14 protein-coding genes and 1 pseudogene are annotated in these 15,208 nt (G+C 45.2%); 11 read left to right on the top strand and 4 right to left on the bottom strand.

The genetic code is table 11. The features are described 5' to 3' along the window. The 6 genes and pseudogenes from A3735_RS24070 to A3735_RS24095 form a co-directional block, all read left to right on the top strand. A pseudogene (locus A3735_RS24070) lies at window positions 1-336 on the top strand (translational GTPase TypA); the annotation flags it as partial. A gap of 130 nt (window positions 337-466) precedes the next feature. Continuing rightward, complete coding sequence (dtd, locus tag A3735_RS24075) at window positions 467-904, top strand: D-aminoacyl-tRNA deacylase (protein ID WP_068510233.1); 438 nt, start codon at window positions 467-469, stop codon at window positions 902-904. A gap of 598 nt (window positions 905-1,502) precedes the next feature. Then, window positions 1,503-2,405 (top strand): porin, encoded by a 903-nt coding sequence (locus A3735_RS24080; RefSeq protein ID WP_068510236.1) that lies wholly within the window; start codon window positions 1,503-1,505, stop codon window positions 2,403-2,405. Between the two features lie 93 nt (window positions 2,406-2,498). Beyond that, the gene (locus A3735_RS24085) at window positions 2,499-3,110 is read left to right on the top strand and encodes a CYTH domain-containing protein (protein ID WP_068510239.1); all 612 of its coding nucleotides are present in this window, start codon (window positions 2,499-2,501) and stop codon (window positions 3,108-3,110) included. A 94-nt stretch (window positions 3,111-3,204) separates the two neighbouring features. Next, the gene (gene glnE, locus A3735_RS24090) at window positions 3,205-6,162 is read left to right on the top strand and encodes a bifunctional [glutamate--ammonia ligase]-adenylyl-L-tyrosine phosphorylase/[glutamate--ammonia-ligase] adenylyltransferase (RefSeq protein ID WP_082865324.1); all 2,958 of its coding nucleotides are present in this window, start codon (window positions 3,205-3,207) and stop codon (window positions 6,160-6,162) included. Window positions 6,163-6,235: 73 nt separating this feature from the next. After that, window positions 6,236-7,138: a lysophospholipid acyltransferase family protein gene (locus tag A3735_RS24095; protein ID WP_068510241.1), complete on the top strand. Its 903-nt coding sequence runs from the start codon at window positions 6,236-6,238 to the stop codon at window positions 7,136-7,138. 15 nt (window positions 7,139-7,153) lie between these two features. On the opposite strand, the gene A3735_RS24100 is transcribed toward A3735_RS24095, so the two are convergent. The 3 genes from A3735_RS24100 to A3735_RS24110 are packed head-to-tail and all read right to left on the bottom strand — an operon-like array spanning window position 7,154 to window position 10,001. Then, window positions 7,154-7,864, bottom strand: coding sequence for a 3-deoxy-D-manno-octulosonic acid kinase (locus A3735_RS24100; protein WP_068510247.1), 711 nt, complete (start codon window positions 7,862-7,864; stop codon window positions 7,154-7,156). A gap of 38 nt (window positions 7,865-7,902) precedes the next feature. Further along, window positions 7,903-9,030, bottom strand: coding sequence for a glycosyltransferase family 4 protein (locus tag A3735_RS24105; protein ID WP_068510249.1), 1,128 nt, complete (start codon window positions 9,028-9,030; stop codon window positions 7,903-7,905). Further along, window positions 9,027-10,001, bottom strand: coding sequence for an ELM1/GtrOC1 family putative glycosyltransferase (locus A3735_RS24110; protein ID WP_068554042.1), 975 nt, complete (start codon window positions 9,999-10,001; stop codon window positions 9,027-9,029). The genes A3735_RS24105 and A3735_RS24110 overlap by 4 nt, the downstream gene beginning before the upstream one ends. A 97-nt stretch (window positions 10,002-10,098) precedes the next feature. Here A3735_RS24110 and waaA point away from each other — a divergent pair, with 97 nt between their 5' ends. Then, complete coding sequence (waaA, locus tag A3735_RS24115; RefSeq protein WP_068508161.1) at window positions 10,099-11,370, top strand: lipid IV(A) 3-deoxy-D-manno-octulosonic acid transferase; 1,272 nt, start codon at window positions 10,099-10,101, stop codon at window positions 11,368-11,370. Window positions 11,371-11,373: 3 nt separating this feature from the next. Here the strand turns inward: waaA and A3735_RS24120 are convergent, their stop codons facing one another. Continuing rightward, entirely contained in the window at window positions 11,374-12,702 is a 1,329-nt protein-coding gene (locus tag A3735_RS24120; RefSeq protein ID WP_068508171.1) for a TolC family outer membrane protein, read from the bottom strand. A 225-nt stretch (window positions 12,703-12,927) separates the two neighbouring features. Between A3735_RS24120 and A3735_RS24125 the strand changes: the two genes are divergently transcribed. From A3735_RS24125 to A3735_RS32695, 4 genes are all read left to right on the top strand, one after another. Continuing rightward, window positions 12,928-13,548 carry an NUDIX domain-containing protein gene (locus tag A3735_RS24125; RefSeq protein ID WP_068508160.1) on the top strand — a complete coding sequence of 207 codons (621 nt, stop codon included), beginning with the start codon at window positions 12,928-12,930 and terminating at the stop codon, window positions 13,546-13,548. Between the two features lie 23 nt (window positions 13,549-13,571). Then, the gene (locus A3735_RS24130) at window positions 13,572-14,024 is read left to right on the top strand and encodes a DUF1249 domain-containing protein (protein WP_068508158.1); all 453 of its coding nucleotides are present in this window, start codon (window positions 13,572-13,574) and stop codon (window positions 14,022-14,024) included. A 283-nt stretch (window positions 14,025-14,307) separates the two neighbouring features. Further along, a complete protein-coding gene (cpdA, locus tag A3735_RS24135) occupies window positions 14,308-15,135 on the top strand; it encodes a 3',5'-cyclic-AMP phosphodiesterase (protein ID WP_068508155.1) in 828 nt (275 codons plus the stop codon). Then, a partial coding sequence (locus A3735_RS32695; RefSeq protein WP_369820556.1) for a YqiA/YcfP family alpha/beta fold hydrolase occupies window positions 15,132-15,208 on the top strand: 77 nt, incomplete at its 3' end. The genes cpdA and A3735_RS32695, both read left to right, overlap by 4 nt.

Genomic DNA, 15,208 nt, shown 5'->3' on the forward strand with positions numbered 1-15,208 from the left:
GTCAAAGGTAAGACCACTGCTTATTCGTTGTTTGCTGTTCAGCAGCGTGGCCGTTTATTCTTAGGCCCTGGTGTTGATATTTATGAAGGTCAGATTGTCGGCATTCACTCACGCTCTAATGACTTGGTTGTTAATACGGTCAAAGGTAAGCAGCTAACGAACGTTCGTGCATCGGGTACCGATGAGGCCTTGACCTTGGTTCCGCCGATTACGCATACGCTAGAGCAGGCGCTTGAGTTTATCGAAGATGATGAGTTGGTTGAAGTAACGCCAGAAAGCATTCGTATTCGTAAGAAGCTTCTTACCGAGACTGAGCGAAAGCGTAATAAGAAGTAAGCTTCTGTATAGTCTGTATAGAAAGTAGCTTAATAATTAAGCCCGCCTCCATATTTGGAGGCGGGCTTTTTTGTGGGTCATCGATATGACATATTAAAGGATTATGCTTAATTAAGCTTGGGAGAGAAAAGTGAAAGGTCTGATTCAGCGGGTAAGCTCTGCTTCGGTCGAGGTCTCTGGTGAAGTGGTTGGGGAGATATCTAAAGGGGTTTTGTTATTGCTGGGCGTTGAGAAGCAAGATACTGAAGCTTCGGCACAGGCTTTGCTTGAAAAGGTAGTGGGCTATCGTATTTTTGAGGATGAAGCTGGTCGAATGAACAAAAGCCTAAGGGATATAGGAGGTGAGTTATTGCTGGTTTCCCAGTTTACGTTGGCAGCGAATACAAAAAAGGGGCGGCGGCCAAGCTTTTCAGAGGCCAGTGAGCCTGGGCGAGCGCAAGAGCTTTATAAGATATTTGGAGAAATGGCCGAGGCGCAAGGTGTTCGTGTGCAGAGAGGGGTATTTGGTGCGGATATGCAAGTTTCTCTGGTGAATGACGGGCCGGTTACCTTTTTGCTTGAGGTGTAGTTATTGTGTGCTTGTTAGTGGATTTTGAGCTTTTTTGGTGCAAAACGGCTAATTTGCGAGAAAAATGTAATTATTTTTTGTACTTTTGTTTATTTGCTGCTAAATAATAGTTAAGCTTAATTTTAAAAAGGACTTGTAAGATATTGTTTGTACTGGTTAACCACTAGAGAATGACTGGTATATCTTTATTGCAAGTGCAATGACGCATATAAAAGTGAAGTAAGTTTTGCTTGGCATTAAATAAGGCTTGGGTGTTTTTGATCTAGATCATTCAGGTCTAAACCTTAACAAGCTGTAACGTGCCTTAGTGCTCAAACTTGTCTTAATATGTTGATAGGAAAGATAAAACACATTTTAATTTGTTAAGTAATTGGCAGATATAAGATGAAACTTATGTTGGGAACATGTCTGAAGAATTGATTTTTGACACATTTCTGACATATTTTATAAATAATATAGGCGGCCGGAAGACTGTGCTGTATTAACGGTGCTGTATTAACGGCATAACTAATAATAATTTAATCGCTAAGTATATTTAACGAGATTCCAGGATGAGCCTGACTCTCATTAAAATTTTAACAGAAAAAAGGAAGACGAAATGAAAAAGACCCTGATCGCTTCAGCTGTAGCAGCAGCTACTCTATCTACTGGTGTAATGGCAGCAGATAAAGGTATTGAATTCTACGGTGATATCGATGTTGCATATGTACATGCAGATGCTGACGGAAATACTGCCAACGCTGTAATGGATAGTGACTCTACTTTTGGTTTGACTCACTCTCACATGGTTTCTGAAGGCGTAACTGCTTTTGCTAAAGTAGAATTTGAATTCGACGCAGACGAAACTACAGCTGGTATCAACCAGTCTGATGAAATCTATGTTGGTGTTAAAGGTGACTTCGGTTCTGTTCAATACGGTGTTGATGACACAGTATATGAGTGGGTAGACGTAACAGACACTTCTGAGTTTGTTGGCTTAGAAGGCGAATTGGCTGCAGATAGCGAAGTTGAGAACCTACAATATGTTTCTCCTGAGATTGCTGACGGTTTAACTGTTGGTGTAACTTTGCCAGTTGAAAGCAGCTCTGTATTCGCTGGTGCTTTAGCTGCTAAATACGCTATGGATAACCTTGAACTTGCTTTTGCATACTCTATGGGTCGCGAAGAAGCTGGTGTTGAAGCAGAAGATACTATTGGTTTAGGTGCTACTTACTCAATGGATGATATTACTGTAATGCTTGGTTACGAAAGCATGTCAGATACAGTTGATTACATTGGTTTGCAGGGCATGTACACAATGGGTCAGAACCAGTTTGCTCTAGGTTATGGTATGAAGTCTTATGATGGTGCAGAAGACGAAGCGACAATTGCGCTTCAAGCTCTTCATAATGTAACAGATCATTTGTTTGTAGCTCTAGAATACACAACGTCTACTGACCTTGGTGGTGTTGATGGTGCGGATGTTGACGTACTAGCTATCGGCGCTAACTACAGCTTCTAAGTTGTAAGTTTAGAACTAAGCTCTAAAAAGCCGGTGACTTTCACCGGCTTTTTTTTGCCTGAAATTTATGTAAATCAAACGATAAGGTGTTTTGTGCCGAAAGAAATTGAACTAAAACTTAGTGTTGTGGGTGAAAGTCTTGCTGTGCTTGAGAGCTTGGAAGCGTGTTTGAGCAATCAGGGGTTTGTGCTTGAGTTGCAGCGAAAGCCTTTGCAGAATATTTACTATGATACGCCTGATAAGATATTGAACCAGCATCGAATGGCTTTGCGGGTTCGGAAAAAAGGCGATGCTTTTATTCAAACCTTGAAGACCAAGGGGAAGTCGGTAAGCGGTCTAAGTGAACGTGGTGAATGGGAATGGGAATTGGCGGATAACAAGCTAGATATTTCACTTCTAGAGGGCTTGGATGTTTGGCCGGAAGGAATGAATTTGGAAAGTTTAAATGCGGTGTTTGAGACGAACTTTGTTAGGCATCAGGTATTAATTGAATGGCAGGGTAGCGAAATTGAATTAGCTTTTGACCAGGGCGAGGTGTTGTCAAAAGGTAAGTGTCTGCCAATCAAAGAAATTGAGCTAGAGCTAATGTCGGGTGAGGTTGAAGCGCTAAAAAGTTTGGCAGCCGTATTGGGGCAAGCTATTCACTTGAAAGCGTCTGACACGAGTAAAGCCGAGAGAGGCTATTCTTTATTGGCAGCGAGCTAAGTATTTCAGACATACTTGATCAAGCGCATTGAGCTGACATGCTCGCTGCGTTACTTTTCTCAGATAACAATATCGAAAATTGAGAGCTATCTATATGAGCAGTGCTAACATCGCAATCGGTACCCAAGTTGAGAATGTAATTAATCAGTTTCCGGGGTTTATTCAAGCAAGTCTACGTAACGCCTGGCAAGAGTTGAGTGCTTATTATGTTGGCGAAGCATGTTTGGAAGATATTCGCTGGGAAACGCTCGAATGCCCTTGGTCAAAAGACTTTATTCAGAGCATTTTGGATGTATGGTCGCGCAGCGACTATGTTAGAGAGTCCAGTTTAAAGTACCCTGAATGGTTGCATGAGTGGTCGGGCAGCGATTCAGCACTGTTTACTTCAAAGTTGGAAGGGCAATATAAGCGCGATTTAAGTTCACGCTGTAAAGCAGTCAATGATGAAGCTGAATTGATGTCAGTTCTGCGAGTATTTCGTCGCTATGAAATGACGCGGCTTATGTGGCGCGATCTCTTAAGCTTGGTAGAGCTGGAAGAAACACTTTCGGACGTAAGTGCTTTGGCCGATGCAGCGGTTGAAGTTGCTTTGGATGTCTTATACAAACAGCTTTGCGAGCGTTATGGCACCCCTTTTTCTAGAGCAAAAGAGGGCGGTGCACCTATCCCTCAGCACATGCTGGTGTTGGCGATGGGCAAACATGGCGCTTATGAATTAAATGTATCTTCCGATATCGACCTGATTTTTGCCTATCCTGAATCTGGTGAGACCGATCACGCCAAAAAGCCAATTGAAAACCAGCTCTTCTTCACGCGCCTGGGGCAAAGGCTCATCAATGCTTTGGATGCCATGACCTCTGAGGGTTTCGTATTCCGTGTCGATATGCGCTTGCGGCCTTATGGTGATAGTGGCGCATTGGCGATGAACTTCGCTTCCTTTGAAGACTACTATCACAACCAGGGACGGGAGTGGGAACGTTATGCCATGATCAAGGCGCGTATCGTTAATGCCGACGCAAACCCTGAAGCCAGCGCGGCCTTAATGGATATTATTAGCCCTTTTGTTTACCGCAAGTATGCTGATTTTACCTCTGTGCAAGCCTTGCGCGATATGAAGCGTATGATTATGGCTGAAATGCACCGCAAAGGTGGAGAGCAAAATATTAAGCTGGGTGATGGCGGCATTCGAGAGATCGAATTTATTGCCCAGGCCTGCCAATTGATTCATGGTGGCCGAGACGAACGCCTCCAGCAGCAGGGCTTGGTAAGCGTTTATCGTACATTGCAAGAAAATGAATATTTACCCTCGGAATGGGTCGATACTTTATTACTTGCCTATCGACTATTGCGTAATTTGGAGCATGCGATACAAGGCTTGGCAGACCAACAAACCCAGTTAATTCCAGAATCAGAAGAGAGCCGTCAGCGTATTGCTTGGTCGATGAGCTATTCAGACTGGCCAAGTTTAGAGGCAGAGCTGAATGAGCATCGTTCAGCGGTGAGTCAATGCTTTGCCGATTTTCTGCATGACCCTGAAGAAGATGGTGATCAGGAGGAAGCAGGAAGGGCTTGGTTGGCAGCTTGGCTGGCTGAAGAGCGTTCACAGCTTTTGCAGCCAATGTTCCAAGAGGCAGGTTATGAGTCGCCTGCACAGAGTGTTAGTGATTTGGAACAGTTACGAGAGCATCGCTTGTTTACCTTGATGTCACCAGAAGCACGGCAGCGTTTTGAGACTTTTCTGCCCCTATTGCTGGATGAAGCTGCTGAAACCAATAAGCCGTCGCTTACATTGGCGCGCATGCTGGGGCTTGTTAGTTCGATACTGGGTCGCTCAGTTTACTTTGTTCTATTGTATGAGAATACAGGAGCGCTTAAGCAGTTGTGCCGCTTATGTTCAGAAAGCCCGTGGGTGTCTGAACATATTGCTAAAAGTCCGGTTATTCTTGATGAGTTGCTGGATGCCCGAAGTCTATTCCATCCACCGAATCGAGAGCAATTACAAGATGAGCTAAGGCAGCAAATGTTGAGAATTCCAGAGGATGATCTGGAAACTCAAATGAACTGCCTACGAACTTTCAAACAATCTCATATGTTGCGTGTGGCTGCATCGGAGTTAGGTGGACACTTGCCTTTAATGAAAGTAAGTGATTACTTAACATGGTTGGCCGAAGTCCTTCTGGAAGAGTCTTTAGCCATCGCATGGCATAATCTAGTCGTTAAACACGGTGTGCCAAGTGGTTTAAGCAGTGACGAGAAAGGGATTGCTGGCGAAGGTTTTGCCGCAATTGGTTACGGGAAGCTAGGTGGCTTGGAGTTAGGTTATAGCTCTGACCTGGATATGGTCTTTCTCTATGACGCTGATGACTATGGCGTGACATCGGGGCCAAAGTCGATTGATAATCAGGTATTTTATATGCGTCTAGGGCAGAGAATAATTCATATTCTGTCAGCTCAGACAACGCAAGGAATGCTGTATGAGTCAGACATGCGTTTGCGTCCCTCGGGCAATTCTGGAATGTTGGTGTCGTCGCTAGCTGCGTTCAAAAAGTATCAGCAAAATGATGCTTGGACATGGGAACATCAAGCTTTAGTTAGGGCGCGTGGTATTGCGGGTGACCCAAAGCTTATCGAAAATTTTAATCTGGTTCGACGAGACATACTGGCAGCACCCAGAGATGAAGCTGAGCTTAGGGCAGAAGTTAAAGCTATGCGCGAAAAAATGAAGGCTGCCGCCAAAGCGGGAAGTATCAAGCAAGGTGATGGTGGTCTGGTGGATATCGAATTTATCACCCAGTTTGGCGTGTTGAACTTCGCGCACCAAGATTCTAGCTTGATGGACTGGACCGATAATATTCGCATATTAGAGGTTTTAGAGAAGCTGGATTGTTTTGAAGGCATTGATTTATCCGTACTGAGTGCATCCTATCGGGAGCTGCGTTCTGGTTTGCATCGAAATAGCTTGGCTGATGAGGCGGATAAAACAACGATCGCTGATTATGCTGAAACATGCAGCAAGGTAACGGAGATTTGGCAAAAAGTCTTCGTGGCCTAGTGATATTTAAGCAAGATTTTCCTGGCTTAATGCTCTAAAATTAGCACCGTGATTAATTATCAAGTAGTGAATAATGGAAGCTTTTAGAGCCAAATTAGTAGTCTATATCCTTAAATTCTTAGCGAGCCTTGGTTTAAGCAAAGCCCAGGCTCTCGGTCGTTTTATTGGTCGGATTCTATGGATGGGCGACTCCGAGACCACACGTGTCACCAAAGAAAATATCTCGCATTGTTATCCCGAGCTATCAGAAAGCGACCAGAGAGAGCTAACACGGCGCAGTCTACTTGAAACCGGTATGTTATTTGCCGAATTTGGAGTGATGTGGGAATGGCCCACTGAAAAGACTTTGAATTTAATTCGCTCGGTTGAAGGTAAAGAGCACCTTGACGCGATATTTGAAAAGGGTAAAGGAGCGATTGTATTGGCGCCTCATCATGGAAATTGGGAGCTAGTTGGTTTGTATTTATCAACGCTTCGACCGATGGCTGCTCTATACAAACCGCCTAAAATAAAAGCCTTGGAAGAATATATGTCTTCGGTGCGAGGTCGTCATGGTTCTGAGTTAGTGCCAACCAATAGGCGGGGCGTTATTCGTTTGTTTTCTATCCTCTCGGATCAGGGGATGGTTGGTATTCTGCCAGACCAGGTGCCAGGCGGAACGGGCGGTGTTAATGCTCCTTTTATGGGAATAGAGGCTAATACGGTAAAGCTTGTATCTCGCTTGATTGGCCGCACTGGCTGTGAAGTCGTGAGCTTGTGTGCGATTCGCCGTCCCAAAGGGGATGGTTTTGATATGGTGTTCAAACCAGCTGATCCTGAGATATATAGTGACGATATCGCTACATCCGTCGCGGCATTGAATCGCTCAGTTGAAGCATGTATCGAAAGTCATCCCGAACAATACCAATGGGAGTACAAACGCTTTAAAGGGATGACGATAGACGGGCGTAAGGCTTATAGTAAGCTTAACCCATAGATTGGTTTAACGCTGCTATTGAGAATAGCCTTCAATCAAATAATTCCAGTCATTGTGAGTCCACTTTATCCCATGCCTTGTTACTTCCTTTTCAAAGCTGCGTTTTAAGCGCTTCAGATTACTGCTTTTCCAGGCATGCTTTGGCTTTAACATTTTGGCGCGATCAAAGTCGATGAGCCAAAATAAGCCCTCTTCATCTTGCAAAATGTTTTGAATGTTCAGGTCAGCATGATAAACACCCGCTTTGTGGAATCTTGCGATTAAAGCGCCTAATGTGAAATAGAAGTCTTTGCTTTGTACTTGTTTGAGTACTTGCAGTAAGTCTTGTGCATTAGGAATGCGGTGTGTCAGTAAGTCTGCCTGATAATATAGGCCTCTTTTGACTACCTGTGCGGCAGCAGGCTTGGGAACCGGCAAGTTTTGTTGATTGAGTAAACTCAAGATATTGAACTCACTGACAGAACGACTCTTTTGCCAGCCTTTAAAAAGGTAGTGGTCGTTGCTGATTTTACTCATCATGCCGCCGCGCAGATAATGTCTTAACACCAGTGAATGAGACTTGTGTTGGATAAACCAGGTTGTTCCACGTCCAGACTCTTGTCCATTAACGGCATTGAGCTTTTTCCAATAGCCTGATTCAAAGAGCTCGCTGGATATGTCCGAAAAACATTCACTATCATAGAGCCAATAATGCTGGCCGTTTTGAGAGGACTCTATATTCGGCATGATTTCAAGTTCCTTGAATCGTTTGGGTGGCGTTCTAGCTAAGACAATTCTAATTCATACAGGGCGATGGTGTCTCGGCACATTTGTGAAAGAGAGAAGTTTTCTTTGACGAAGGCTGCCGCTTCAATGCCTTGCCTTGTGCGTTCGTCTTTACTGTATGCCAGGGCTCGTTCAATAGCCGCCGCCATAGAACTGGAGTCGCGAGGTTTACACATCAGGCTTTTATAGGGAGGGGAGATTGTCTCCTGACTACCTCCGTGGTTTGTAGCAACTACCATGCGTTGCATCACTTGAGCTTCGCAGGCAGTACGACCGAAGGATTCCGGCTTGACGGAGGCTGAAATTACCAGATCAGCCAGCGCATAGGCTGCTGGCATGTTGTCGAAGTTTCCGGTTAACTTGACGTGAGCTTGCAAACCTTTTTCAGCGATCAAGGCTTCCAGTTCTTGTTTATATGCATCTTTTCCAGGCTCGTCGCCAACGAACAAGCAGTAAAAGTTACGATGGGGCAATTTAGCCAGTGCTTCTATTAGTACTTGATGGCCTTTAATTCGAGTTAGCCTTCCAGGCAGCATGATAATGTTTTTCCCCTCAGGGACTGACCATGCTGTCTTGAGCTGTTTCGCAGCGAGCTGAGCTTCTTCCAGCTCAAACCTATCCAGGTCGATGCCGCGAAAAATCAGCTTGGTCTTAGTGTTGAAGGTGGGGTAGACCTCTTCTATATGCTGTTGTACAAACTTAGAAACAGCGATCACATGCTGGCTTCTAAGCATGGCGCTGTTATACCAGCGCTTGAGAGCATTCTGGTGACCGTAGACACCATGAAAGGTGGTGACAAAGGGAATGTTGCTTTGTTTTGATGCCCATAAGGCGCTCCAGGCTGGAGCGCGAGAGCGAGCATGGATTAGGTCAATCTTCTGCGTTTCTATCAGCTTTGCTAGCTTTCTACTGTTCCACCACATAAGTATGGGGTTCTTGCTGTGAACGGGGAGCTCGATATGCTTCGACCCTTGTTGTTCAAGCGCCTTAACCATAGGGCCGCCAGAAGAAACAACCAATGAACGGTAGCCTTGCTCAACCAGTTCTTGAGCGAGGTCTAAAGTGCCTGTTTCGACACCGCCAGAAACCAGGCTTGGCAAAACTTGTAATATCGTTTTTTGTCTCATGCTTGCCCTGTGGTTTGCGCAGTAAGAGAAAGTTGTTGGTATCGTTTCAAAAGCCAGGTGGCAGCTGCCGAAGCCTCGTCAAGGCTTGCTGGTAAGTCAGGATAAAACTGTGCTTTCTTATTGCTTTGCCATTGACCGAAGTCGATAAGTTTGCCGCTAGAGGTGAGTCTGTTGATATGCATGCAAATTCGCTTCTTTTCTGATTTCGATACCATTGGCAGCTCTAATAGTGCGGTGGGCGAGCCTGACGTTAAGGACTCGTAGAGCATTGACATGCTGTCAGGTGTTACCCAAGTAAAAGCGCTGGACTGAAGTGCTTCATCTACTGGGCCAAAACTGCCATCTTGATACCGGTGACAGCTTAGGTTTGCTATTTCGAAACTTGAAATCTTGTCGATAAAGCTTAGCGGTGTTCGTGGCGAGTCGCTCAAGTGCCATAAAACTTCCCGGCGGGTGTCGCAAATTTCTTGGATTTGCTTAATCAAATTCGACTCGTCCCATACGAAGTGCTTAGAAGGGCCGCCGATCATCATAAGGTGTTGTGTTCGTTTCGTGTTTGGTGGGGGTGAAATCTTTGTGATAGGCCCTTGCGTTGTCATGACCCGTTCACTATTGGCTAGCCCGTCATGTTCGGGGCAAATGACGCCATCAAATAGCGGCAGCGGTAGGCTGGGTTTCATAATGACAAAGCTTTTGGCGCGGTGGGTCCGGGCGAGCATGAGCAGGCTTTTGTGAGTGCCGTGCCCTGCGCCAATGATGATGTCCGGGCTGTTATCCTGTTTTGTGGGAAGTAACAATCCTCGAAAGCCGACTTGCAGTGTTTGGCTGTCTAGCCAGAGCTCTTCGATATTAGTCTGGCGGGCAAGCGCTTTAGTTAGACCTTTTAGCTGACTGATGTGTCCGGCCCGCCCATCATGACAGACCCAAACCATCAAAGGTCGGGTAGCTCTCGTGTTAGATTGGCTTGACATAGATATCGTTTTCCTCGGAAGCGCTCTCTCATCAAGTGATGTGAGAAGCGCTGCTAATCGTCTATACTGCGTCTTTTGAATTTTTCGAAAGGCGCTTATGTTCCGCTTAGTTTACACAATTCTTTTCGCACTCTGTATGCCATTTGTTTATCTGAAGCTTTTATGGCGAGGATTTAAGGCGCCAGAATATAAGGCCAGAAAAATGGAGCGTTTTGGTTTTTTTAATGCGCCAAAGCTGAATAGAAGTATTTGGGTGCATGCTGTGTCCGTAGGCGAAGTGCTAGCAGCGGAGCCAATTATTCGAGAGATTCAAAGGCGTTTTCCAAACCGAGATATCGTTATCACTAGTATGACGCCAACCAGCTCCGAGCAAATTAGAAAGCGCTTTGGCAGTGATGTGTTTCATGTCTATGCACCTTACGATATTCCCTTTATGGTGAAGGCGTTTTTGCGCCGGGTAAAACCTGAATGTCTGATCATTATGGAAACCGAACTCTGGCCAAATATGATTCACCAGGTGATGCGAAGAAACTGCCCGGTTGTCATCGCTAATGCGCGTTTGTCAGAGCGCTCAGCAAAAGGCTACCGACGCTTGAAACCCGCTATTGGTTGGATGTTGAATGATCTGTCACTCGTGCTATGCCAGTACGAAAATGATGCTTCACGATTTGAATCACTAGATATCGCAAAGGAAAAGATTTTTGTAACGGGTAGCGTAAAGTTTGATACGAACGTGGAAGATAGTCATGTTAAAAAAGCCGCTCACCTGAGCGCAAATTTACCCGCTAAGCCTAAGATTTGGGTCGCGGCGAGTACGCATGAAGGCGAAGACGAGCTGGTTTTAAAAGTGCATGAACGTTTGAGGCAGCGCTTTCCCGATGCCTTGCTGGTATTAGTGCCTAGGCACCCTGAGCGCTTCGAAAGTGCTTTTCAGCAATCAAATAAGCAAGGCTTTAACACCGCACGAAGAAGCGAATTTGAAAAAATTCCCAGCGATGCAGAAGTATTTGTGGTGGATACCATGGGGGAGTTGATGGATTTTTATGCGACAGCTCAGGTTGCGGTAATAGGCGGTTCATTTACCGAAATTGGTGGCCATAACCCGATTGAGCCAGGCGCTTTGGGGTTGCCGATTTTAATTGGCCCCCATTACTTTAATTTTGAAGCTATTTGTCATCAACTGGTCGAAGCCAAGGGTATGGAAATTGTGGCAGATGAACTCGCGTTGCTCGAGTCGCTCGGAATGCTATTTTCAAACCCGGAACGGGCTCAGGAAATGGGGCAAAATGCATTGCAGAAAGTTGAGGCTAGCAAGGGAGCGGTGAAACGTGTTGTTGACCACCTGCAGCCCTTGCTTGAAGAAAGCTAGAGCTTACTGGCCGGGCGATAGCCAGGCGTTCAGAGCTTCAATGTCTTTAACACTTAAGGTTCCCGCTGCGCGTTTTATGCGTAGGCTACTTTCTACAAAATCGAAGCGAGCATTCGCGTAGTCACGAAGTGCAGTGAAATAGTTACGCTCGGCATCAAGTACTTCAACAATATTTCGAGTACCTACCTTGTAACCTTCACGCGTTGCTTCTAAAGCACTTTCACGAGAAACGATATTTTGTTGAAGTGACTCAACTGTCTGAATGTTGGTTTTCAGACTAATAAACTCGGTACGTGTTTCTATTTTCGCCTGACGTTGCGCTAAGGTCAGATTGTGTTTTGCCTCGGCGACCTGATGGCGAGCTTGGCGAACACCCGCCTGTGTTGCGCCACCAGAATACAGTGGCATGTTAAGTGTAATGGCTAGTTCGCTACTCTCACTATCATCGTTGCCAGCTGCATAGTAATTGGTGAAGGCAGAATTGCTATAATTGGCATCCAGACTGACGGTAGGTAAATGAGCTGCTTTCTTTGACTTTAGAAGTGCTTCGCTTGCCTTATAAGCGTAGTGAGCAATCTTGATACCTAGATTGTGGTTTTGTGCGGACTCAAGCCATTTTTCTGCAGAAATGCTTGTATCCATGGCAATAGGGAAGTCAGGATTAAGGCCATGTAGCTCGTTTGTATACTCACCCGTAATTCGCGAAAGGTTTTCCAGGGCGATGGTCAGGTTGCCCTCAGATCTAATTCGTGCAGTTTGCGATGCATCATAGGATGCTTTAGCTTCGTGAACATCGGTAATCGCGATTAAGCCAACATCAAACTGCTCTTTGGCTTGTTCATATTGGCGCTTTACAGCTGCTTCCTGAGAGTGGTCAGAGCGCAGGTTTTCTTGCTCTCTTAGTACTTTGAAATAGGCTGTTGCGACATTAAGGATTAAATTTTGCTGAGCAGTAAGGTAATCGACTTGAGCTAGCAGGGTTCTTTGTTCACTAGCGCTTACTGAGTGCCAGGTAGGTAAGTTCAATAGTGGCTGAGATAAACTTAAGTAATAGTTTTTTTGCTTGTAGCTATTGTCGCTTGAGCTTAAGCCATTTGAGTTTGTATGGCTTAAGCTTGCTCTTGCATTGACAGTGGGTAGTAGACCTGCAAATTCAATTTTTTGGCCTTCTTGTTCGGCCAAATAAGCTGACTGAGCAGCAAAGATCTCTGCGTCATAGTTCTCGGCTTTCTTATATAGGCTTAAAAGGTCGGTACTTTGTGCCGACGCAATAAATGGCAGCGTCATGCAAGAAAGAAAGGTTGAAATAAGCAGCTTTGATGTGTGCTTCATAGTGTCCTCTTTGATCGGGCGTACGGTATAGGAACCTAAGGCTGAAAATAAGCTTTGGCTCGATGGTTTCATTATGGACAATCTATATGAAGAACTCTAGACTTCCTTGGCGCAAATACCTGTCTTGTGCAGCATGTAGATGTTTGTATGTCCCTCAATAAATCGCAAAAACAGTATATTTAGTTCGAAAAACGCTAGCCTCAGTTCGAGCTGAAAGGAGAAATAATGTCGACGATCAAGCTTCAATATGGCAAAGAAGATTATCAGCTAATTGGCCGTGAGTCCTGCTTTGAAGGCTTCTTTCGCATGGAAAAGGTTACCCTGAAACATCGCTTGTTTGATGGTGGCTGGAGCCGGGAAGTCAGTCGTGAATTGTTTATTCGGGGTGATGCCACTTGCGTTATTCCCTACGACCCAATGGAAGACAAAGTTGTGCTGCTGGAACAATTCAGGCCGGGCGCAATACTCGAGGATCAATCACCCTGGTTGCTGGAGTTGGTTGCAGGGATGAATGATGAGGGCGAGCACCCGGAGAATGTTGCACGCAGAGAAGCGCAAGAGGAGGCGCGCCTGGAATTAGGCGAACTTGAAAAAATTTGTGAATACTTGGTCTCGCCGGGCGGCACTACAGAGAAGGTCTATCTCTACTGTGCTAAAGTCAGTGTTCAAGGTGTTGGTGGCGTGTTTGGTCTTGCTGAAGAAGATGAAGATATCAAGGTACACTGCCTAGACTTTGAAGCAGCTTATAAATTGGTCGAAAATGGCACCATTAACAATGCTGCCGCTATTATGGGGCTTCAATGGCTGGCCTTAAACCGGGAACGCTTGCGAGAGCAGTGGCGCTAGACTAAGGGGAGAGTATTATTTTAATGCGTAAAAAGTATGTCCCCGACTTGGTTCAGCTTGGCGCGACCTTTGAAAGCAACTATAACCGCCTAATTCGTTTGATTCGAATGATGGGCGATGTTGAACGGATTCGCTTCAGCTTACATAACGGCATGTCTTACGTTGGGCAAGTACATATGACGCTTGTTGAGTCTTGTAAATATACCGATACTTTTTTGCTTGAACAAACCGCAGCGGCAGGGAAGTGGGTGAACAACCCCAAGCTTACGGTGCGTTTATATCATGATGCGGGTGTCGCTGAAGTGATAGCTCGCGATGGCCGCCAGTTAGCTCAGGGTGTAAATATCTACCCAAATCAAAAAATGCACTTGCCCGATGAAAAAAGTCAGATGAATACTTTTCTGACGGAATGGCTGAATTTCTGTATTTCTTATGGATGTTGCGACGAGAGTCCGTTTACCCATCAGAAAGTGTGAAAGTCTTATCAGACTGTTTGTCTTTATTAACGCTAATATCTGAGACGCGCGTAACAAAAAATTCATACCTTAGTATGAAAACACTAAAACAAAGCGTCATCATCATTTCCAAACTGCAATATTGAGCTAACTTATCTAGTTAATCTGCGAAAAGTTTAGTGAATCTATGGATAAAGCGTATTGCAGATCGGTTCTCTGAAGGAGTGAGTCTCAGTGTGCCGGGTCAAATTGGAATTGAGATTGTCAGATCAGCGATTTAGATAACAGAAAGAGCCGAACGAAAATGTCGAGTCATGTCAGTGCAGGGGGCGCTGTGATTAACCTCCTTCAAATAAGTGATTGCCACCTCACAAAGGATGCTGAAAGTGACTTGCTTGGTGTGGTGACACGCGAAAGCCTTGTTGCGGTGCTTGATAAAGTTGAAGCTGATATAGCTGCGAGCTTTTGTCCAAGCCCGGATTACGTTTTGGCGACGGGCGATATTGCACAGGATGCAAGTCTTGAAGCCTATCACTACTTCCAAACTCAAATTGAAGGCTTTAACGCTCCCAGCCGTTGGTTCTCTGGGAATCATGATGACCGTGGCATTATGGCTGAGGCCTTGGGTCACGGGGTCGAGACGGAGCGCTTGCTACGTGTTGGCAATTGGCAAATTATTTTATTAGATTCGTCTGTAACAGGTGCCGTACATGGCATGTTACGAGATGATGATTTAGCCTTTCTAGAGCGGTGCTTGTCTGAACGCCCCGATCTTCATACCTTAATTAGCTTTCATCACCATCCGGTTGATATCGGCAGTACCTGGCTGGATAAGATTGGTTTGCATAATCGAGATCAGTTTTTCGATATCGTTGACCGCTATGACAATGTCAGAGCGGTACTCTGGGGGCATATTCATCAAGAGTTTTCTGAAACGCGTAAAGGTGTTCAGCTGCTGGCGACGCCTTCAACCTGTATTCAATTTACTCCGAAGTCCCATGATTTTGGTGTAGAAGCGATAGCGCCTGGTTACCGATGGCTAAAGTTATTTGACGACGGTCGTTTAGAGTCAAAAGTTTCAAGAGCTGAAGATTTTCAGTTTAATTTAGATCTCGAGAGTAATGGCTATTGAAGTCTGTTATTTATTTACATGGTTTCAATAGTTCACCACAGTCTCACAAAGCCCAGTTATGCAAGGCTTATTT

This window comes from Oleiphilus sp. HI0061 (genome assembly GCF_001635675.1).

What these genes read in the sequence shown, in the direction of transcription:
- A3735_RS24110 (WP_068554042.1), bottom strand. Translation starts at nt 10,001, where the DNA reads ATGTCAAGCCAATCTAACACGAGAGCTACCCGACCTTTGATGGTTTGG.
- waaA (WP_068508161.1), top strand. Translation starts at nt 10,099, where the DNA reads ATGTTCCGCTTAGTTTACACAATTCTTTTCGCACTCTGTATGCCATTT.
- A3735_RS24100 (WP_068510247.1), bottom strand. Translation starts at nt 7,864, where the DNA reads ATGCCGAATATAGAGTCCTCTCAAAACGGCCAGCATTATTGGCTCTAT.
- cpdA (WP_068508155.1), top strand. Translation starts at nt 14,308, where the DNA reads ATGTCGAGTCATGTCAGTGCAGGGGGCGCTGTGATTAACCTCCTTCAA.
- A3735_RS24095 (WP_068510241.1), top strand. Translation starts at nt 6,236, where the DNA reads ATGGAAGCTTTTAGAGCCAAATTAGTAGTCTATATCCTTAAATTCTTA.
- A3735_RS24125 (WP_068508160.1), top strand. Translation starts at nt 12,928, where the DNA reads ATGTCGACGATCAAGCTTCAATATGGCAAAGAAGATTATCAGCTAATT.
- A3735_RS24080 (WP_068510236.1), top strand. Translation starts at nt 1,503, where the DNA reads ATGAAAAAGACCCTGATCGCTTCAGCTGTAGCAGCAGCTACTCTATCT.
- A3735_RS24120 (WP_068508171.1), bottom strand. Translation starts at nt 12,702, where the DNA reads ATGAAGCACACATCAAAGCTGCTTATTTCAACCTTTCTTTCTTGCATG.
- A3735_RS24130 (WP_068508158.1), top strand. Translation starts at nt 13,572, where the DNA reads ATGCGTAAAAAGTATGTCCCCGACTTGGTTCAGCTTGGCGCGACCTTT.
- A3735_RS24105 (WP_068510249.1), bottom strand. Translation starts at nt 9,030, where the DNA reads ATGAGACAAAAAACGATATTACAAGTTTTGCCAAGCCTGGTTTCTGGC.
- glnE (WP_082865324.1), top strand. Translation starts at nt 3,205, where the DNA reads ATGAGCAGTGCTAACATCGCAATCGGTACCCAAGTTGAGAATGTAATT.